This window comes from Paramuribaculum intestinale, assembly GCF_030759015.1.
Taxonomy (GTDB): Bacteria; Bacteroidota; Bacteroidia; order Bacteroidales; family Muribaculaceae; genus Paramuribaculum; species Paramuribaculum intestinale.
Window position 1 is genome coordinate 223,869 of the sequence record NZ_CP098825.1, and the last position, 19,417, is coordinate 243,285.

The window sequence follows — 19,417 nt, forward strand, 5'->3', positions numbered from 1 at the left end:
CGTTCAGGCGATAATGAAACTGCGCAGATTGCGCAGCCGCACGATGCCGAAACTTACGGCTGTGGCTACCAGCAGCGGGAAGAAAAATTCATAGCGGCCGGTCATCTCCACTGTCAGAAACAGAGCCATAAGGGGCGCGCGTACAGCTCCTGCCATCATTCCTGCCATTCCGGCATAGACCATTTGCCCCGCCGGGAGTTCCACTCCTGTCACGATCCTTACAAGACTGGCGAACAGTAATCCACCGACAGCTCCGGCAAAAAGCGTCGGAGCAAAATCGCCGGCCACTCCGCCCGCACTGTTGGAGGCCGAAGTGGCGAAAGTCTTTATGGCTACGATGAGTGCCGCTGCAGCGGTCAGCGCCATCGGCATTCCGCCCGATTGGAGCACGCTCCCCTTGAGGAGTGGCGATGCGTCGCCGGCAAGCAGTGAGGTGATCACCGTATAACCCTCGCCGTATAGAGCCGGAAACATCATCAGAGCCACGGCGAGTATGAGTCCGCCCGAAAGATTGCGGAGCCATGGATTTGAGATAGAGTTGTATAGCCGCTGCATGACCGTCATCATCGATGAGTAGTAGAGCGCGTACAATCCGATGAACACTCCTAAAGCGAGAAACCATCCTGTCATGGCCGGATCAAATGACGATGCGGGCGCAAACGCAATGTCGGGCGTGAACCCCGACAGCATATAGGCCGTGGTGGCGGCTGTAATGGTGGCTGTCAGTACGCCCATCACCGATATGGTAACCAGCTCCATGCGCAGCACTTCGAGCGTGAAAAGAAACCCTCCCACCGGCGACTTGAATATTCCGGCTATGCCGGCGGCGGCTCCGCAGCCAAGTAATATTTTCATTTGGTCGGGTGTGAGCTGCATCCAGCGTGCGAGATTGCTTCCGATGCCGGCGCCTACGTAGGCTATCGGGCCTTCGGCTCCGGCCGAGCCTCCGAATCCGAGCGTGATGGTGCTTGCTATCATAGGGCTCCATATCGACGATGTGCGCATGGTGTAGTCCTTGTTGCGCAGTCGGCCTATGATGCGGCTCACACCGTGGGTTATGTCGTGCCGAAGTATGTAGCGCACGAATATGCCGGTCAGCACAATGCCTGCCACGGGCAGAGCCACAAGCATCCAGTCGGGCCACGAACTGTCGAGGCCTGCGGTGAGCCACTTCGAGATATGCCTGATCATCTCTTTGAGCGCATAGGCGCACGCGCCGGCGCCAAGCCCTGTGATGAAGGCAAGGATGAAGATCAGCGGGGTAGGGCTTATGCGCGCCTTGACCCATCTGACAAATCCGGGTGGTGTGTGTGAGATCATCGTTGACGGTCGAGTTTTCTCGTTCAATATATGACTCTAACGCCTAACGATGCAGCTTGGTTTTGAATGTGAAACGCCTGTTGAGTATGAAATTGGCAAGTGTGTAGACAATCATGCCTATCAGAGTGGCCAGTCCGTAGCCGGTAAATGCTATGCGCCAGATTCTGAACTCCATATCACCCAGTGGGGTGCACTCGTTGATCAGCCATACGGTCAGTAGCTGAAGCAGATAGCAGGCCGCGAAGCACAGGCAGAAACGGATCGCTTCGCGCATGACTCCGTTGTTGGAGCGGAACACCCAGAATTTGTTCCATACAAAAGAGTTGACAAATCCGGCTCCGTAGCCTGCCGCATTGGCTATCCATGGGTTTATGCCCAGTATGCCTTTGGTGAAGTAGATCACGAGCAGGGTGAGCAGGGTGTTCATCACGCCGGTGAGGGCATAGCGCAAAAACTGCAGTGTGGCGGTGCGTCGCGACTGTCGGGAATTCATGATTCTCTGTTTTTCGACCAATGCCGACACCATTCCCTGATGCCGCATTCAAGGCAGAGGGGACGACGTGCCTTGCACACGTAGCGGCCATGGAGTATGAGCCAGTGGTGTGCCTTGCCGATCAGATCGGCCGGTATATGCTTCACAAGACATTGCTCCGTGGCAAGCGGCGATTTGCTTCCGGTGGTGAGTCCGATGCGTTCGCTGACTCTGAATACGTGGGTGTCGACCGCCATGGCCGATTTGCCGAACACTACAGACAGGATGACGTTGGCTGTCTTGCGGCCCACTCCGGGCAGCGACAGCAATGCGTCGATGTCGGCCGGCACTTCGCCGCCGAACTCCTCGGTGAGCCGCCGGGCCATGCCGAGAAGCGAACGGGTCTTGTTGTTGGGGTATGACACCGATCTGACGTATGGAAAGAGTGTGTCCTCTGTGGCCCGGGCCATGGCTTTGGCAGTGGGGAATGCCTCGAACAGCGGAGGTGTGACGATGTTTACACGTTTGTCGGTGCATTGCGCCGACAGAATGACAGCTACGAGTAGCTGGAACGGAGTCTCGTAGTGCAGCTCCGTCTTCGGTTCAGGCATCTCGTTTCTGAACCATCCGATGATCCCGTCGTAGCGCTCTTTGACTGTCATGTCAGTATCGTTTTAGCAGCCCAGATGCCAATGATGCATGCGGCGATGCCTCCGGCCAAGGAGATGGCAAGATATATGGCCGCGCGCAGAGCGTCGCCTGCCGACAGCAGGCGGGTGGTATCGAGAGCCAGAGTGGAAAATGTCGTGAAACCGCCTAAAATGCCGGTGAATAGAAACGGCTGTATGTGGCGCGTGACGGTAGTGGAAGAACAGATCTGCCACAACGCGCCGATCAAGAATGCGCCGATCAGGTTTACGGTGACGGTATGCCATATCCGGCTGGAGTCAAACCATCCGGTGGCCATCAGTCCCCACCGCCCAAGCGATCCGATCGCTCCGCCGGCGGCCACGCAAAGGCCTTCGGCAAGCAGAGCCGGCATTGCCATCGGTCAGCGTGCGGATGTGAATTCTTCGAGGAAACGGCGGTCGTTCTCGGAGAACATGCGCAGATCCTTCACCTGATATTTCAGGTTGGTGATGCGCTCTATACCCATGCCGAGAGCGAATCCGCTATATTCCTTGGAATCGATGCCGCAGGCGTCGAGTACGTTGGGATCCACCATGCCGCAGCCAAGTATCTCCACCCATCCGGTGCCTTTGCAGAAAGAGCATCCCTTGCCGCCACAGAGGTTGCAGGAAATATCCATTTCGGCCGACGGTTCGGTGAACGGGAAGTAGCTGGGACGAAGGCGTATGCGGGTGTCGTTGCCAAACATCTCGCGTGCGAAGTAGAGCAGTGTCTGCCGCAGATCGGCGAATGTCACATGACGGTCAACGTAGAGTGCCTCGACCTGATGGAAGAAGCAGTGGGCGCGTGCCGATATGGCTTCGTTGCGGTAGACGCGTCCGGGGCAGATGATGCGGATCGGAGGCTCGGAGTGCTCCATCACGCGGCTCTGCACCGATGATGTGTGGGTGCGGAGCAGCACGTCGGGATTCCGGTTGATGAAAAATGTGTCCTGCATGTCGCGCGCAGGATGATCATCCGCGAAGTTGAGCGAAGAGAACACGTGCCAGTCATCCTCGATCTCGGGGCCTTCGGCTATGGTGAATCCCAGACGGGCGAAGATCGATATGATCTCCTCGCGCACGAGCGACAGCGGATGGCGTGTGCCGAGCGGCATCGGTGCGGCTGTGCGGAAAAGATCCATGTCATCGTCGGACTGACTGTTTTCGCCGGCGGCTGCGGCGTCGCGCAGAGCGGTGATGGTTTCGGTGGCGAAGTTCTTGAGTTCGTTGAGTTTCTGTCCGAGTTCGCGTTTCTGTTCAGGTGAGAGAGCCTTGAAGTCGTTGAACAGGGATGTGACGGCTCCCTTCTTGCTGAGGTAGCGTATGCGCAGCTGCTCCGCCTCCTGTGGCGAGGTGGCTTTCAGGGATGCTATTTCAGCCCGCAGATTCTCTATTTTTTCAATCATCGTGGATTATTGTCTAAATTAAGTGCAAATTTACATAGAATTTCGCGGATTCTACCTATTTTTGCTGAAATATGTGGCAATGTCAAGAAACCGCAGATCGTTGTTTGACTCGAAATATTAGCATGTTGATGACACCGAATGATTCTAATGTGACGGAGAGAGTTGAAGCCGGGGTGAAGTCGCTCCTCGGAGCTCCCGGCGATGCCGGGCGCATAGTGGTGGGGCTTAGCGGTGGCGCCGATTCGGTGGCGCTGACGGTGGCGCTGCGACGTCTCGGCTACGATATTGAGGCGTTGCACTGCAACTATCATCTGCGTGGCGCGGAATCGGATTCCGACGAGGCTTATGTCAGGAGGCTGTGCGGCGGACTGGGCGTTCGTCTGACGGTGTGCGGCCTCGATGTCGGTGAGGAGGCGTTGCCGGGTGAGTCGGTCGAGATGACATGCCGCAGACTGCGTTATGCGCTGTTCGCTGAACGTGCGCATATTGCCGGAGCTTCAGCTGTAGCCGTAGCCCATCATCGCGATGACAATGTGGAAACGTTTTTTCTCAATCTTATGCGGTCGGCCGGGATCGCCGGACTGAAAGGGATGCTCCCTGTCGCTCCGTTGCCAGGCGATCCGTCGGTGAGGCTTGTCAGGCCGTTTCTCGGGGTGACAAGGGATATGACCGAGAGGTATCTTGGTGCTCTCGGTGTCGGGTTTGTGGTCGATTCGACCAATCTTGGCTGTGACTACACTCGCAATCGTGTGCGCAATCGTGTTCTGCCGGCTATCCGAGCTGATTTTCCGGGAGCGGATGCGGCGGTAGCCGCGTCAGTGAGTCATCTTGGAGAGGCCTATGGGTTTGTCGTGGAGATGACTGACCGACTTGAGCGGCGTTATTGCAGGGATGGCGTGACAGATGTCGCCGCACTGTCGGCCGATCTGCTTTCAGCGCGCTTCGTTCTGCTGTCATTGCTGTCGAAGCGTGGTTTCTCGGCCGAACAGGTCGATGACATATTGCAGTGCGTGGAGAGCCGGCAGTCGGGGCGGCGTTTCAACGCCGGCGGGAGCTGTTATCTGCTCGATCGCGGGATGTTGTGTCCGATAGCCGGTGATGATGTGGCCTTTGCCTATGAGGTGACGGTCGAGCGGATCGATGCGGCAGATCTGGTGATGGAGCGGAGCAACGATGTGGCCTATTTCGACGCCGAAGGGTGGTTTGCCGGCCGGGAGGTGGAGTGGCGTCCGTGGCGTCAGGGCGACACTATCAGTCCGCTCGGAATGCGTGGCCGAAAGAAGTTGAGCGATGTGTTCAACGATGCCAAGACTCCGGCCGATGTGAAGAGGGCGTTGCCTCTTGCGGTCAAGGACGGGGAGGTGCTGTGGGTGCCTGGCGTGAAACGCAGCCGGCTGCTTACGGTCGGTCCTTCCACGAGCAGTGTGGTGGTGTGCCGTCTTTGCCGCGTCAAAACCCCTTCCGGTAAAATTTGTTAATACAGGGGGATAGATAAGGCATGACGCGGTTTGCTGGGATGGCGGGCGGCGTGTTTGTCATCGACGCCTGATGACGGTGTGGCTCTGTGTGATGACGATGTCGACCGGCACGTCGTGGCTGTCGGTGTCGATAGCGTCATCAATAAGCTGAAAGTCGTAGCCCACTCCTACTTTCGTAGCCCGTGAGCCGGCAAGCATCCGGTCGTAGTATCCTTTTCCGCGCCCTACGCGGTTGCCGTGGCGGTCGTAGGCCACAGCCGGCACGATGATAAGCTCTATGTCGGCAATGTCGGTCAGGTCATTGCCGTCGGGTTCCTCGATCTCGAAAGCCCCGAGGTGGAGTCTGGTCTGTTCGTAAGGAAGGATGTCGAGGTTTACGCCGTTGACGCGTGGCAGGAAGAAGTGTTTGCGTCCGCTCCATTTGCCGAGGAAGTCGCGTGTCGACAGTTCGTCGGGGAGCGAGTGATACATCAGTATCCTGTCGGCCATCATGAAGGCGGCCATCTGTTCGAGCCGGTCGAACACGCTCTGCGCGGCTTCGGCCTTTTCGTTTTCGGTCAGCAGGCTCTTGCGTGCTCTGACCGTGCGGCGGATGTCATCCTTTTTCATTTTGCGTCAGTCTGTAGCTGAATTGTCGTCGTTGATGTAGGTGGTGCCATCGTCGGCGGTCTCGGCTGCTGGTGTGAGCTGCGGTCCGGTTTTCAATTCGTCAATGGCGCGTGCCACTGACGGATCGGTCATGTTGTTGACCTCGAAAAGTGCCGCTTGTCCGAGAATGTCGCTTGCGATGAGCGATTTCAGTTGGTTAACAATCAGCTGGCGCGAAATGTTTATGTAATACCATCGTGGTGCTATCCCTGCTTTCTGCTGTGCGTAGCCGACGAAGCTTGTCAGAAGTGTGTCGTCGGGAGGGAGCATGGCAAGCAGCTCGCCGGTGGTTTTAGCCTGTTCGAGCATCGTGCGGTTGTTGTCGGCGAAGTTGAAGGCGAAGTTGTGGAGCATTCCGGCGTTGAACGCGTTGACGTAGTAGGATGTCACTCCGGTGGTGTCGCGCCCTACATAGACGTCGGGCATTATGCCTCCGCCGCCATACACTGTGCGTCCGCCGAGCGTGGTGAATTCGTGCGTTTTGTCGATTTTCGCGGAGTCGGCGTTGAAGTCTTCGCCATGAAGGAAGCGGTCGTAGACTTCCATCTCATAGGCTTGTGTGGAACCGGGGGTGTAGGCTTTCTGTATGCATCGTCCCGAAGGGGTGTAGTATCGCGCTACGGTGAGGCGTATCGCGCTGCTGTCGGGCAGCTCTATCTGGTTTTGGACGAGTCCTTTGCCGAATGACCGACGTCCGATGAGCACGCCGCGGTCATTGTCCTGGATCGCTCCGGCGAAGATCTCGCTCGCGCTGGCCGATCCTTCGTTGATTATGACAGCCAGCGCGGCATCCTGAAACGCTCCGGTGCCGTCACTGCCCATCTGCTGGTCCATCGATGGTATGCGTCCGCGGGTGGAGACGATGGGCCGTCCGGCCGACAGAAACTCGTTGGCCATAAGCACCGCCGGTTCCAGAAATCCTCCGGTGTTGTCGCGCAGGTCGAGTATGTAGCTTTCGGCGCCTTTGGAGCGCAGGTCGATCATAGAGTTGAGAAACTCCATGTAGGTGTTGCGTCCGAATTTGTTGATGCGCACATAGCCTGTGGTCGGCGTGATTAGATAGGCGGCATCGATCGATGTGACAGGGATGTCGCCTCTGGTCACGTCAAACGTGAGCATATTCGGCGCCGAGGCGCGTTTCACTCCGAGTCTTACGACAGTTCCTTTGGGACCTTTGAGCCGGGAGCGGAGCTTGTCCATGTTGTATTTGACGCCGGCCACGAGGGTGTCGTTGACGGTTAATATTCGGTCGCCGGCAAGCATTCCCACTTTTTCGGCCGGGCCGCCGGAGACGACTTCCACCACTGTGGCTGTGTCGGTCATCATGTTGAATACAACTCCGATGCCGCCGAATGACCCCTCGAGAACTTCGTTGGTCGAAGTTAGTTCGGAAGCGGGGATGTAGACGGTGTGCGGATCGAGTTTCGACAGAAGGTCGGGAATAGTCTTCTCCAGCAGACTGTCAGTGTCCACAGCGTCGACATAGTCTGACTGTATGAGCGTGATGATATCGCTGATTTTCCGTTCTACCGACCCTCCGGCCTGACGATGTGAAAAATAGTTGCCGGCGATCATGCCGGTTATGAATGTGACTGCAATGACAAGCGGTGCCCATACGGCGGTGCTTTTCAATTTCTGGTTCATATCGTTTTGCTGTCCTTCCTCTTTTGGATGTCTGTGTCTGGTTGATCGGTTTATTTCGGGGTTGTGTCGTGTGTGCGGAGTTGCTGGTCAGTCGAGATGCTCTATGTGGACGCACTCCACTCCGGCTCTTTCAAGCAGCTCAAGGCCGTCGGCGAGCCGGTAAAGCTCATGGAACACGACTCTTCTGATGCCGCTCTGTATGATCAGCTTGGAGCATTCAAGGCAGGGCGATGCCGTGACGTAGAGTGTGGATCCTTCACTCGAATTGTTGCTCCGGGCTATTTTTGTGATGGCGTTGGCTTCGGCGTGCAGCACGTAGGGTTTGGTCGATCCGCCGGTGTCCTCGCATACGTTCTCAAACCCGGCGGGAGTGCCGTTGAATCCGTCGGAGATGATGGTGCCGTCGCGCACCAGCAACGCTCCCACCTGACGGCGTTTGCAGTAGGAGTTTTCGGCCCAGATGAGAGCCATTCGTAGGTAGCGACGGTCCAATAGCGCGCGTTTAGTGTTCTGTTCCATGACGACACACGTAAAGATGCGCAAAGTTAGCTAAAAATTATGGAAATACAGATGTTACGGAGCAAAAAGATGGAGAAAATGCGGGCCGGGGCATTGCACCGGATCGGTGCATGGGGAGCCTTGTCAGATTCATGCGGGGACTGGAGCGATCGGTCGGCGGTTTGGTTAATGATTCTCGAGGACTTGGCGGTTTGGCAAAAAAATAGTAACTTCGCAGTCGCAATTGCGGCTCTGTAGTTCAACGGATAGAATAGAGGTTTCCTAAACCTTAGATAGGGGTTCGATTCCCCTCGGAGCTACCGATGAAAAATGGCTGCGGTCCGTACGTCGAGCGTGCGGACCGCAGTTGTTGTGTTATGTTGGTATGTATTAGATCTTAAGCCCCCTTTCCCCTCTAAAAAAGTCAATGTGGCTTGGTTGGAATGTGTTTACTTTATCTCGACGAGGTTATAACGCTGCTTGCCAAGACCGAGCTGTTCGGCATAGTCGAGCAGATGCGGTGCGCGGCGTGCTTCGATACGCTCTATGAGATGCTGTTTTCCATGGTCGGGCGACTGGCGTACGGCATCGACGCATGCGCGGTCGACAGCTACGGGGTCGAGCGAGGCGAATATGCCGAGATCGGCGAGTTCGGCCGGATCCGGGTTGCCGTTGCAGTCGCAATCGATCGACAGATTGTTGTCCACGTTGATGTAGACCACTTTGTCGCCGATATGGTTTATGATGGCCTCGCAGGCTTCGGCCATTGATTCCTGGAATATGGAGTCGGCCGGGATGTGGTTCCAAAGTTCGGCCGGATTAGTGGTTTTGCCGGCTGTGTGTACCCAGGCTTTGCCGTCGGCCGATGCTATGCCTAAAATTAGCCAATTTCGTGCAGACGAGGTCTGGTGTCCGTAAAAATGGTAATAAAAACCGTTATTATGGTTAGTCTGATCATGAAATGGCCTCGATGTCGTTGGGAATAATGGTTTCCCGGAGTCGTCGCAAGTATTGTTTCAAGTATTGTTTAGGGATAGAGGTGGTCTTTTGTATCATGTAAGTGCCGATATTACGCGATTTGTGCGTATATTTGCACAAAGTATGGTCGCTTTGCGATCGTAAATGACTCATTGAGATTATAAATTCAATCAACCTTAACTATAATTCAATCAACCTTAAACCGATAATCAATGACCAATCATTGCGACACGGCATCGTTGCTGCTGCGTGGACTGGCTGTGGCGGCTCCGGCCGCGCTGGCGGTGTCTTCGACCTCATGCAGCTCTCAGAAAAATCCGGGAGATAACGAGCGGAAACCCCTCAATATCGTTTATATAATGACGGACGACCATACAGCCCAGATGATGAGCTGTTATGACACCCGCTATATCAGCACACCCAACCTCGACCGCATAGCGCGCGACGGAGTAAGGTTTACAAACAGTTTTGTGGCCAACTCGCTCAGCGGCCCGTCAAGGGCTTGTATGCTCACCGGCAAACACAGCCACAAAAACGGATTCCTGAGCAACGAGATGAGCGTGTTCGATGGTGAGCAGCCTACGTTCCCGAAGTATCTCCAGAAAGCCGGATACCAGACCGCGATTTTCGGGAAATGGCATCTTGAAACGCTCCCTACAGGATTTGACCGATGGGAAATTCTGCCGGGACAGGGCGACTACTACAATCCACGGTTCATCCGTCAGGAGGGAGACACTGTGGTGGAGCATGGCTATCTGACTTCGATTATCACCGACAAGAGCCTTGACTGGTTAGAGAACGAAAGAGACAAGAGCAAGCCGTTCGCTCTGATCATCCATCACAAGGCTATACACCGCGACTGGATAGCCGATACATGCGATCTGGATCTGTTTGAGGATACCGATTTCCCGGTGCCTGAAACGTTCTATGACGATTATGCCGGACGTCCCGCCGCGGCCGCGCAGGAGATGTCGATCGACAAGGATCTGGACATAATATATGATCTCAAGATGCTCAACGACACCGTTGACACACGTCTGAAGAGCACGTATCTCTCGATAATCGGACGTATGGACAGTGCGCAGCGCGCGGCATTCGACGCCCACTATCAGCCCATAATCGACGATTTCTACAAGAAGAATCTCACGGGCAAGGATCTTGCCGAATGGAAGTTCCAGAGATATATGCGCGATTACATGAAGGTGGTGAAGAGCCTCGACGACAATGTCGGCCGGGTGCTCGACTATCTTGAAGAGCACGATATGCTCGACAATACCCTGGTGGTCTACACCTCCGACCAGGGTTTCTACATGGGCGAGCACGGATGGTTCGACAAGCGGTTCATGTATGAGGAGTCGATGCGCACCCCGCTGGTGATGCTGCTCCCCAAGGGACTCGAACGTCGCGGTGATATCCCCGAAATGGTACAGAATATTGACTACGCGCCTACATTCCTCGAATTGGCCGGCATCGAGGTGCCCGAAGATATGCAGGGAATGTCGCTGATGCCGTTGCTCCGCGACAAGAACGGTCCTGAAAAGTGGCGCGACAATCTCTATTACCATTACCACGAATATCCGGCCGAACACATGGTGAAACGTCACTACGGAGTGCGCGACGACCGCTACAAACTGATGCACTTCTACAACGACATCGACCAGTGGGAGCTTTATGATCTGAAGGAGGATCCCAACGAAATGCACAACATCTACGGCAAGCCGGGAACCGAAGAGATCACTGCCCGCATGATGCAGAAGCTCAAGGCGGCCCAGGAGCAGTATGACGACCCGATACGTGAAAAATATCCTATAAAATAAAATATAATGATCATGAACGGATTCGCAAGAAAATCCCTCGCGGGATTGCTCGGCGCGGCATCGATGGCTGTAATGATACAGTGTTCGCCCGCCGCAAAAGAGAAGTATTATGAGAAGGTAGCGCCGCTGCCTACCGAAGCTACGCTCGACGAACGCGTCGACATAGCTTCACGTACAGTGCCCACAGCCAACCAGCTGGCATGGCAGGATCTGGAGCTCACCGCATTCCTGCATTTCGGCATCAACACCTTTACCGATCGCGAATGGGGCGACGGCATGGAGGATCCGGCGCTGTTCAACCCTTCGGAGCTTGACGCCGAACAGTGGGTGAAAACCCTTAAGGATGCAGGTTTCAAACTGGTGATACTCACCGCCAAACATCATGATGGATTCTGTCTGTGGCCTACACAGACCACTGATCACTCCGTGGCCAGCTCGCCGTGGAAGGATGGCAAGGGCGACGTAGTAAGAGAACTTCGCGATGCCTGCGACAAGTATGGCATGAAGCTGGGTATATATCTTTCGCCGTGGGACAGAAATTCGCCTAAATACGGCGATTCTGAAGCCTACAACGACCAGTTTGTAGCACAGCTCACCGAGTTGCTGACCAACTACGGCAAGATTGACGAAGTGTGGTTTGACGGCGCTTGCGGAGAAGGTCCCAACGGCAAGAAGCAGGTTTATGACTGGCCCCGTTTCCGTAAGGTGATGGAGGAGCTTCAGCCCGAAGCTGTGCTTGCAATCACCGGCGATGATGTGCGCTGGGTCGGCAACGAAGGTGGCGTAGGCCGCGAAACCGAGTGGAGCGTCACCCCGCTGATGCCCTCGATCTTCCCCGAATCAGAAGCCTATAACGATTCGCTCGGCATAAATGCCATGGCCAAGAATATCGGCGACCGTGAGATGCTTGCCAATGCAAAAGAGGTGCGCTGGTGGCCGTCGGAGGTCGATGTGTCGATCCGTCCGGGATGGTTCTACCACGACTCACAGCAGCCGAAAAGCCTGGCGCACATGGCCGACATATATCTCTCGTCGGTGGGACGCAACTCTGTGCTGCTGCTCAATATTCCTCCCGATCGTCGCGGTCTGATAGCCGACGCCGATGTGGCGCGTCTCAAGGAATTCCGCCAGTGGATCGACGCCAACTTCTCTGACGATCTCGTGGCTTCAGCCGACTCCGCGTCGATGTCGGCGGCTCTGCGTCCGCAGTCCAAAGTCAATGCCGTGGTGCTTTCGGAGGATATCCGCAAGGGACAGAGAGTGGAGACGTTTGTTGTAGAGGCTTGGTCTGACGGCGCATGGAATCAGGTGGCCGAGGGTACGACCATCGGCAACAAGCGCATACTGATGACGGACGACGATGTTGTGGCCGACAGCCTCAGGATCAGAGTCACGTCGACCCGCAACACTCCGCATGTACGCCCCCTCAAGGCTTACTACGTGATCAAGCCTGATGATCTGGCCGCCCAGGAAACCGAGTTCAACGTTGTCGGCAAATCCAAGGCCGACGGTGCGGCTCTCGTCAGCGATGCCGGACGCGAAGCCATGGTCGCAGGATTTATCTATGAGCCTTCAAAGGGCCAGGTCCCGGTGTTCAAATATGTGGCCGAGGTAAGCACCGACGGCACCGCCTGGAAACGGGTTAAGACCACCGGCGAGTTCGGCAATGTCTTCAACAATCCCATACCGCAGCGTGTGGTGTTCGCCTCTCCGGTAAAAGCCCGCTGGCTGCGAATCGTGAGCGTCGACGACGAGCCTAAAGCCACCGGCAAGCTTGAGATCCTGACGGTGAAATGACCGCAACGTGTAGCGATGGCCTGCCCGACGGAGATAGCGTCGTGGGCGTGACCATCGGCTGATATACGGGGCGGCGGCAGAGAGCATGTGTGCTCCCGGCCGCCGCCTGTTTTATAAGCAAGGCCGATAGCCAGTGTGATCCAATGAGATTCAATGAAGCATAAATAATGCACGGCTCTTTCATTTAACCTAAAATAAATAGCATATCTTCCCTTACCCGGTTCATTGAGAATCGGGTAATTTTTCCATGTCTGTATATCAAAGAGTTATTCTGGTATCAAAATTTTATTTTTTTTACTTTTGACTTAAAAATCGCATCAGTCTGGTAAAGCTCATCGAGATATGTCTGATCAGTTCGGCCATGCCTTTATTCTTATCCGATTGTTTCTTGCGAAGTCCTTTCCATATTGAGAACACCGAGTAAACTATTCTTTGTATGGTATCGAGGTTTCTGGCGGCTCTTGTTGACTTGCGTTTTATATTGTCCTGCTGAAGATTGTAGTCCAGCCCCCAATGCATACTTTCTATTGACCAATGGTTGCGCACGAAGATTCCTGGCTTCGGAGTATGCGTAGGCATACTGCTGACGTACAGGCGTTTTTCTGAGGTGTGTACTCCTGTTGACTTTTTGACTGTGGACGATTCATACTCTATGATGGTCATGTTTCCGCCCCATTTCTTCTTGTCTGCGATAATGTCCAGTCCGTCATATACGCGGTAGGTTCTCGTCTCTATCCTGCCGTGGGCCAGTTCGGGACCTTCGGTGTAAGAATATACCGGTGTGTGTTCCACTAGCCTGTCCTCAATGCCGTATCGCAATGACGGCTGGTTGGCTTTGAGTTCTATCAGAAAGTCTCCGCCTTTCTTTCTGATTTTCTCGACAATATCCTTCTGCATAGACATTGCGTCGGCTGTGACAATCTTTCCTGCGACATCTATTTTATCAAGAAGTATCGGTATGGCCTTTATCTCGTTGCTCTTTTCCTGACAGGCTTCGGTGGCGATTGTTATGCCGGTGCTGAACGAATAGGCAGAGACGATATCCGGGCTTCGCCCGTTTTCCTGAACGGTGCCGCGCTCGGCTTTGCCGTCAATGCAGATTATTTCAATGATGCGGCTGGCGCAAGTAAGTCTTTCAAGGAATATGTCTGCGAACTGCTGCATCCTGTCGGCCATATCCATATCGTTGATGCCGTTCTCCACACGGCAAAGCGTGGCCTCAGATGGTACGCCGTTCCTTAACAGGCCCATTTTGTGTAATTTGTTGAGGTTGTATCTGCCGAACTCCAATATCTCGGCTCGTCCGATGCATCCGGCCATACGTCCGAGTATCATCAGCATGATGATATCGTTGAGGCTGTGACGGAAATTGCCTTTGTCCAATCTACGGAAATCCGGCACGGATGAGGCAAACGCTCGAAGTTCTTCCATGATACTGCGCCTTGTGTCAAATTTATTGTGTACTTTTGCGGTATGATCAGGCGCATAGGCGTCAGTCGAACAGACTTGGTCAAGTGGCTTCATTTTTGGCGTAACTCTTTGATTATCACCTATAAAGTTACTAAAAATCTGCCACTTGGCCAAATTTTCATTACACTTATTTTCTTGAAAATCAGAGGTTAAAGCCTCTCCGCCCGTACTGCTCTCGCTATAAAATAACACATTTGTCGAGAATGAGACGAAATCTTAAATGAAAGAGCCGTGTAAATAATGTGAGATATGACGATAGAAATTTGTTTCTGGATGAAATAGGCATTATATTTGCAAAAATAATCCATACAAAACGATATGAATATTCTCGTGACCGGAGCTAACGGCCAGTTGGGGACGAGTCTGCGCAAGGCGTCCGCATCAAGTGCCGACCGATATATATTCACCGACGTAGCCGAGCTTGACATCACCGATGCCGCGGCCGTCGAGCGGATGGTTTCCGACAATGGTGTCGACGTCATAGTCAACTGCGCGGCATATACCAATGTCGACCGCGCCGAGGAGCAGCCCGATATCGCCGAGCGGCTCAACGCCACAGCGGCGGGCATTCTTGCCCGCGCGGCCAAAAAGGCCGGAGCTGTGCTGATACACATATCCACTGACTATGTGTTTGGCGGCGGCGCCGGAAACACGCCGCGCAATGAAGATGAGCCTATGTCGCCCACAGGAGTGTATGGCGTCACCAAGATGCATGGCGAGCAGAAAATAGAGGCTTCAGGCTGCCGGGCGATTGTGGTTCGCACGGCATGGCTCTACAGTGAGTATGGGCGTAATTTTGTCAAGACAATGATGGAACTTACCGCTACTCGTCCGCAGCTCAAGGTGGTGTTCGACCAGTGCGGAACGCCCACATACGCCCAGGATCTGGCCGACGCTCTGTTTGCCATCATAGAGCGTCGGATGATCGACGGCAATGAGGGTGTATATCATTATTCCAACGAAGGTGTGTGCTCATGGTATGATTTCACCAAGATGATAGCCGCCGAGGCCGGCGCTTCATCGTGCCGGATCGATCCGTGTCACTCCGACGAGTTCCCGTCCAAAGTGGTGCGTCCCTCTTATTCAGTTCTCGACAAGACAAAATTCAAGCGCGTGTTCTGTCAGGAGATACCCTACTGGGTGGATTCTCTGAAAAAATGCGTCGCAAACTTAAAGAATACCGATCAAATATGAACTACAGGAAGAATATCATGATAACCGGTGGCGCCGGTTTTATCGGCAGCCATGTGGTAAGGCTTTTTGTGAACAAATATCCCGACTACAGGATCGTCAATATCGACAAGTTGACATACGCGGGCAATCTCGCCAATCTCAAGGACGTGGAGAATATGCCCAACTATGTGTTTGTCAAGGCCGACATCTGCGACTTCGACCGCATGCTCGAAGTCATGAAAGAGTATGATGTCGACGGCATAATACATCTTGCAGCCGAGAGTCACGTCGACCGTTCGATCAAGGATCCGTTCACGTTTGCCCGTACCAATGTCATGGGTACCCTGTCGCTGCTTCAGGCAGCCAAGATCTACTGGGAGTCGACTCCCGGCGGCTATAATGGCAAGCTGTTCTATCATATCTCCACCGACGAGGTGTATGGCGCGCTTGAGCTGACCGCCCCCGAGGGCATACAGTCGCCCTTTACCACCACCGCTTCGTCGGCCGAGCATCATCTGGCCTTCGGCACCGAGTTTTTCCTTGAGGAGACAAAATACAATCCCCACTCTCCCTATTCGGCTTCCAAGGCTTCGAGCGACCATTTCGTGCGTGCTTACCACGATACATACGGCATGCCTACACTCGTCACCAACTGCTCGAACAACTACGGGCCATATCAGTTCCCTGAAAAACTCATACCGCTGTTTATCAACAATATCCGTCACCGCAAGCCGCTTCCGGTCTATGGCAAGGGAGAGAACGTGCGCGATTGGCTTTTTGTCGAGGACCATGCCCGCGCCATCGATCTGATATTCCACAAGGGACGTGTGGCCGACACATATAATATCGGCGGATTCAACGAATGGAAAAACATTGACCTCATACGCGTGATCATCCGCACGGTCGACCGTCTGCTCGGTAATCCCGAAGGTCACAGCGACAGCCTGATCACGTATGTGACTGACCGCGCCGGACACGACCTCCGCTATGCCATCGACTCGCGCAAACTCCAGCGTGAACTCGGATGGGAACCCTCGTTGCAGTTTGAAGAGGGCATAGAGAAAACCGTGAAGTGGTATCTCGACAATCAGGAGTGGATGGATTACATTACTTCGGGTGAATATGAGAAGTATTATGACGACATGTACTCCGGCCGATGATCTGACACAGGCCTGCATACGACGACCATGAGTGACGATAAACTCTGGAACCGCGAATACTGGAAGGTGATGACGAGCAATTTCATGCTCTTCTTCGCCTTCTATATTCTTACACCCCTGTTGCCGATCTACCTCGACGCACAGTTTGCCGCCGACAAGCACATGATAGGCATAGTCCTGTCGGGCTATGTTGTGGCCACGCTGCTTGTGCGTCCTTTCAGCGGATTCATAGTCGACACGTTCGACCGCAAGAGGGTGCTGACGCTGTGTTTTTTCGTGTTCTTCATCATGTTTGCCGGCTACGTCGGAGCCGGAACGCTGTTGATGTTTGCAATAGTGCGCACGCTACACGGACTCCCTTTCGGTGCGGCCACAGTGGCCAACTCCACCGTGGCTATCGACGTGCTCCCCGCGTCGCGCCGCAACGAGGGGATCGGCTATTATGGTCTGAGCAATAATCTGGCCATGGCCATAGCTCCGTCGGTAGGTATATGGATATATCATGCCACAGGTCGCTTCGATCTGCTTTTCTGGCTCGCTCTCGTCATTGCGTTGGCCGGATTTGTCAGTTCGTCGCGTGTCAGGTTGCCGGAGCGGCGCAGAGTGATCGGTAGGCCGAAGCTGAGCCTTGACCACTTCTTTCTTGGGCGTGCGTGGCTGATGGCGGTTAACATCTGTCTGTTCGGACTCTGCTGGGGTGTGATGAGCAATTATGTGGCCATCTACGGGCAAGAGGAGCTGGGCATTACCGACGGCACCGGCTTGTTTTTCATGATTCTGGCCGTAGGGCTTGTGTGTGCCCGTCTGATCGGATCGCGCTCTCTGAGGCGCGGCGAGATAGCCCGTAGCGGACTGCGTGGCGTAATCTTCTCCAGTCTTGGGTTTGTTTTGTTCGCGTCAGGAGCGGGTGAGTGGGGCTACTACCTGTCGGCTCTGCTTATAGGTCTGGGCAACGGACAGATGTATCCGGCCATGCTCAATATGTTCATAGGCGTTGCGCGCCACGATCAGCGTGGCACGGCCAATTCCTCGATACTGATTTCGTGGGATGCCGGTATGGGGCTCGGAATACTGCTCGGCGGATTTCTGGCACAGTATATGAGCTATGCAGCGGCATTTGGCGTCACGGCGTTAGCTCAGTTGGTCGGGGCGTTGCTCTACGGGGTAGCTACCTGCCGTTTTTTCGAGCGGCGCAGGTTGTCACCGGCGGTAGGTGAGGGCGATGGTCAGAAGCGTCAGTAGTTCGGCCATGGGAATGGCAATCCACAGCCCGTCGTTGCCAATGGCTTGCGGAAGAATGATAAAGGCGGGGATGAGATATATGATGCCGCGCATAACGGTGTAGAGCGTCGACCGTCCGGCTTTCTCGATGCTCTGATAGTAACCGATCATCACGATATTGAGTGAAAACAGCACCGCGCTCAGCCCGAACAGCGGAAGGCCGTGGACCGCATAGGTGAATGCAGTGGTATCAGTCGGAAGGAATATAGCGGCGAGCAGGGGAGCGGCAAGCCACATGGTCAACGATACGCCCGCGCCGCATATCGTACCGGTTATGAGTGACAGTCTGAGAGTCTTGGCAACCCTGCCGGTCTGACCGGCGCCGTAATTGAAACTTATGATCGGCTGGGCCGATTGTGCGACTGCGTTGCTTAGGGAGAATATGAGAGGAAAAAGATAGCATCCGATAGAGTAAGCGGCCACACCATCCTCACCAAGCCGCGACATGAACACATAATTGCCGGTCACGATCATCACTCCGATCGCGAGCTCGGTCACGAATGTCGCAAAGCCGATCCGGGCCATATAGCCTACATTGCGTAGGGTCAGCCGCAATGACTTGGCCGACAGTTTCAGTCGGTAGAACCGTAGTGTGGTGGAAAATCTGATGAAATATATCATCACCAGACAGCCGCCTGCCACGCAGGAGATGGATGTGGCTATCGAAGCTCCGGCGATGCCCGTGCCCAATGGAAATACCATGAGCCAGTCGAGAAATATGTTGAGGGCGGCCGATGTGATCTGTATTGCCATGGCTGTCTTCGGCGATCCGTCGAGCCTTATGAGCATCATGCCGGCGCACTGTATGTAGAAAAAGAAAAATCCCGGCAGCAGCCATAGCAGATAGTCGGTAGCGAGCGGTTCGAGCGCCTCGGAGCATCCGGCCAGATATAACAACGGTCGGAAGAACAGTGCTGTCAGAGTGATGATGACGCCGAATATCACAGCTCCGGCTGCGAATGCCTGCGTCATTATTATGCGCGCGGCCTTAACGTTGTCCTCGGCCAGACGTATGGAGGCTATAACCGACGCGCCGATACCGAACATCAGTCCGATACCGGTGGTGACAAGAAACATGGGAGCCACGATGTTGATGGCGGCGAGCCCTTCGGAACCTACGCCGTGGCCCACAAACATGCCGTCGCAGATATTGAGCAACGAATTGAACATCATTGCTATAAGCGTCGGGAAAAACATGGTCCGGAACAGGCTTGCTATATTGCCGTTGCCGAAATCGAGATTGTCGCGGTTCATAAGTAACTCTCAGAAATCAGTTTACATTATCCAATTTATCAGTAACACGTGCCTCGCTGCAGTGCTTCGTGACTGTCCGGGCGTTTTTACGAGCCACTTGGCAGAATTGATCGGATTGAAAAAACACAATACAAAAGCCGGTAAGAATCGAGGTTTTACCCGGTCATCTTATCCAGCTGCATCCAGCCCTCCGATGAGGATTACAAAACGCTTCGTATAAGTAACTCTTAAAAAACAGTTTATGTTATTAAATCCGTCAGTAGTCTGTGGTTTGCTGCTATATTTTTTTTGATTTTGTCTGGCGTTTTTTTGCTTTCATCCTCAGTTGTGTAGCTCGCTACGCACCCTCG

General features: G+C 54.3%; 16 protein-coding genes, 1 tRNA gene and 1 pseudogene. 7 read left to right on the top strand and 11 right to left on the bottom strand.

Annotated elements, in window-relative coordinates:
• Nucleotides 1-3: 3 nt before the first annotated feature.
• The 5 genes from NF347_RS00945 to pheS are packed head-to-tail and all read right to left on the bottom strand — an operon-like array spanning nt 4 to nt 3,869.
• The gene (locus NF347_RS00945) at nt 4-1,320 is read right to left on the bottom strand and encodes a chloride channel protein (RefSeq protein ID WP_107035553.1); all 1,317 of its coding nucleotides are present in this window, start codon (nt 1,318-1,320) and stop codon (nt 4-6) included.
• Between the two features lie 43 nt (nt 1,321-1,363).
• Complete coding sequence (locus NF347_RS00950; RefSeq protein ID WP_161553819.1) at nt 1,364-1,813, bottom strand: GtrA family protein; 450 nt, start codon at nt 1,811-1,813, stop codon at nt 1,364-1,366.
• Nucleotides 1,810-2,454, bottom strand: coding sequence for an endonuclease III (gene nth, locus NF347_RS00955; protein ID WP_107035555.1), 645 nt, complete (start codon nt 2,452-2,454; stop codon nt 1,810-1,812). Before nth ends, NF347_RS00950 begins: the two co-directional genes overlap by 4 nt.
• On the bottom strand, nt 2,451-2,834 hold the full coding sequence (locus NF347_RS00960; RefSeq protein WP_161953394.1) for a fluoride efflux transporter FluC: 384 nt from the start codon (nt 2,832-2,834) through the stop codon (nt 2,451-2,453). Before NF347_RS00960 ends, nth begins: the two co-directional genes overlap by 4 nt.
• A gap of 9 nt (nt 2,835-2,843) precedes the next feature.
• On the bottom strand, nt 2,844-3,869 hold the full coding sequence (gene pheS, locus NF347_RS00965; protein ID WP_107035557.1) for a phenylalanine--tRNA ligase subunit alpha: 1,026 nt from the start codon (nt 3,867-3,869) through the stop codon (nt 2,844-2,846).
• Between the two features lie 128 nt (nt 3,870-3,997).
• Here pheS and tilS point away from each other — a divergent pair, with 128 nt between their 5' ends.
• On the top strand, nt 3,998-5,347 hold the full coding sequence (gene tilS / locus NF347_RS00970) for a tRNA lysidine(34) synthetase TilS (protein ID WP_161553818.1): 1,350 nt from the start codon (nt 3,998-4,000) through the stop codon (nt 5,345-5,347).
• 57 nt (nt 5,348-5,404) lie between these two features.
• Here tilS and NF347_RS00975 read toward each other — a convergent pair whose 3' ends face one another.
• From NF347_RS00975 to NF347_RS00985, 3 genes are all read right to left on the bottom strand, one after another.
• Nucleotides 5,405-5,956, bottom strand: coding sequence for a 5-formyltetrahydrofolate cyclo-ligase (locus NF347_RS00975; protein WP_107035559.1), 552 nt, complete (start codon nt 5,954-5,956; stop codon nt 5,405-5,407).
• Between the two features lie 6 nt (nt 5,957-5,962).
• The gene (locus NF347_RS00980) at nt 5,963-7,639 is read right to left on the bottom strand and encodes a S41 family peptidase (protein WP_107035560.1); all 1,677 of its coding nucleotides are present in this window, start codon (nt 7,637-7,639) and stop codon (nt 5,963-5,965) included.
• 87 nt (nt 7,640-7,726) lie between these two features.
• Entirely contained in the window at nt 7,727-8,158 is a 432-nt protein-coding gene (locus tag NF347_RS00985; RefSeq protein ID WP_107035561.1) for a deoxycytidylate deaminase, read from the bottom strand.
• A 227-nt stretch (nt 8,159-8,385) separates the two neighbouring features.
• Here NF347_RS00985 and NF347_RS00990 point away from each other — a divergent pair.
• Nucleotides 8,386-8,457, top strand: a tRNA-Arg gene (locus NF347_RS00990).
• A gap of 129 nt (nt 8,458-8,586) precedes the next feature.
• Here the strand turns inward: NF347_RS00990 and NF347_RS00995 are convergent.
• Nucleotides 8,587-9,048: pseudogene (locus NF347_RS00995) on the bottom strand (DUF362 domain-containing protein); the annotation flags it as partial.
• Nucleotides 9,049-9,327: 279 nt separating this feature from the next.
• Here NF347_RS00995 and NF347_RS01000 point away from each other — a divergent pair.
• Together NF347_RS01000 and NF347_RS01005 are read left to right on the top strand one after the other, a co-directional pair.
• Nucleotides 9,328-10,932, top strand: coding sequence for a sulfatase family protein (locus NF347_RS01000; protein WP_107035564.1), 1,605 nt, complete (start codon nt 9,328-9,330; stop codon nt 10,930-10,932).
• Nucleotides 10,933-10,944: 12 nt separating this feature from the next.
• Entirely contained in the window at nt 10,945-12,729 is a 1,785-nt protein-coding gene (locus NF347_RS01005) for an alpha-L-fucosidase (RefSeq protein WP_133165478.1), read from the top strand.
• Nucleotides 12,730-13,023: 294 nt separating this feature from the next.
• On the opposite strand, the gene NF347_RS01010 is transcribed toward NF347_RS01005, so the two are convergent.
• Nucleotides 13,024-14,160: an ISAs1 family transposase gene (locus NF347_RS01010; RefSeq protein ID WP_107681969.1), complete on the bottom strand. Its 1,137-nt coding sequence runs from the start codon at nt 14,158-14,160 to the stop codon at nt 13,024-13,026.
• A gap of 357 nt (nt 14,161-14,517) precedes the next feature.
• On the opposite strand from NF347_RS01010, the gene rfbD reads away from it, so the two are divergent.
• From rfbD to NF347_RS01025, 3 genes are read left to right on the top strand one after another with little or no spacing between them, the layout of a single operon-like run.
• Entirely contained in the window at nt 14,518-15,393 is an 876-nt protein-coding gene (gene rfbD / locus NF347_RS01015; RefSeq protein WP_107035566.1) for a dTDP-4-dehydrorhamnose reductase, read from the top strand.
• Nucleotides 15,390-16,532, top strand: a complete 1,143-nt coding sequence (locus tag NF347_RS01020; RefSeq protein ID WP_107035567.1) for a dTDP-glucose 4,6-dehydratase — start codon at nt 15,390-15,392, stop codon at nt 16,530-16,532. The genes rfbD and NF347_RS01020 overlap by 4 nt, the downstream gene beginning before the upstream one ends.
• A 27-nt stretch (nt 16,533-16,559) precedes the next feature.
• The gene (locus tag NF347_RS01025; protein WP_107035568.1) at nt 16,560-17,774 is read left to right on the top strand and encodes an MFS transporter; all 1,215 of its coding nucleotides are present in this window, start codon (nt 16,560-16,562) and stop codon (nt 17,772-17,774) included.
• On the opposite strand, the gene NF347_RS01030 is transcribed toward NF347_RS01025, so the two are convergent.
• Nucleotides 17,733-19,067 carry an MATE family efflux transporter gene (locus NF347_RS01030; protein WP_107035569.1) on the bottom strand — a complete coding sequence of 445 codons (1,335 nt, stop codon included), beginning with the start codon at nt 19,065-19,067 and terminating at the stop codon, nt 17,733-17,735. The genes NF347_RS01025 and NF347_RS01030 overlap by 42 nt on opposite strands.
• Between the last annotated feature and the right edge of the window lie 350 nt (nt 19,068-19,417).

Coding starts and splice junctions, on each gene's coding strand:
- NF347_RS00945 (WP_107035553.1), bottom strand. CDS start 1,320: ATGATCTCACACACACCACCCGGATTTGTCAGATGGGTCAAGGCGCGC.
- NF347_RS00950 (WP_161553819.1), bottom strand. CDS start 1,813: ATGAATTCCCGACAGTCGCGACGCACCGCCACACTGCAGTTTTTGCGC.
- nth (WP_107035555.1), bottom strand. CDS start 2,454: ATGACAGTCAAAGAGCGCTACGACGGGATCATCGGATGGTTCAGAAAC.
- NF347_RS00960 (WP_161953394.1), bottom strand. CDS start 2,834: ATGCCGGCTCTGCTTGCCGAAGGCCTTTGCGTGGCCGCCGGCGGAGCG.
- pheS (WP_107035557.1), bottom strand. CDS start 3,869: ATGATTGAAAAAATAGAGAATCTGCGGGCTGAAATAGCATCCCTGAAA.
- tilS (WP_161553818.1), top strand. CDS start 3,998: ATGACACCGAATGATTCTAATGTGACGGAGAGAGTTGAAGCCGGGGTG.
- NF347_RS00975 (WP_107035559.1), bottom strand. CDS start 5,956: ATGAAAAAGGATGACATCCGCCGCACGGTCAGAGCACGCAAGAGCCTG.
- NF347_RS00980 (WP_107035560.1), bottom strand. CDS start 7,639: ATGAACCAGAAATTGAAAAGCACCGCCGTATGGGCACCGCTTGTCATT.
- NF347_RS00985 (WP_107035561.1), bottom strand. CDS start 8,158: ATGGAACAGAACACTAAACGCGCGCTATTGGACCGTCGCTACCTACGA.
- NF347_RS01000 (WP_107035564.1), top strand. CDS start 9,328: ATGACCAATCATTGCGACACGGCATCGTTGCTGCTGCGTGGACTGGCT.
- NF347_RS01005 (WP_133165478.1), top strand. CDS start 10,945: ATGAACGGATTCGCAAGAAAATCCCTCGCGGGATTGCTCGGCGCGGCA.
- NF347_RS01010 (WP_107681969.1), bottom strand. CDS start 14,160: ATGGAAGAACTTCGAGCGTTTGCCTCATCCGTGCCGGATTTCCGTAGA.
- rfbD (WP_107035566.1), top strand. CDS start 14,518: ATGAATATTCTCGTGACCGGAGCTAACGGCCAGTTGGGGACGAGTCTG.
- NF347_RS01020 (WP_107035567.1), top strand. CDS start 15,390: ATGAACTACAGGAAGAATATCATGATAACCGGTGGCGCCGGTTTTATC.
- NF347_RS01025 (WP_107035568.1), top strand. CDS start 16,560: ATGAGTGACGATAAACTCTGGAACCGCGAATACTGGAAGGTGATGACG.
- NF347_RS01030 (WP_107035569.1), bottom strand. CDS start 19,067: ATGAACCGCGACAATCTCGATTTCGGCAACGGCAATATAGCAAGCCTG.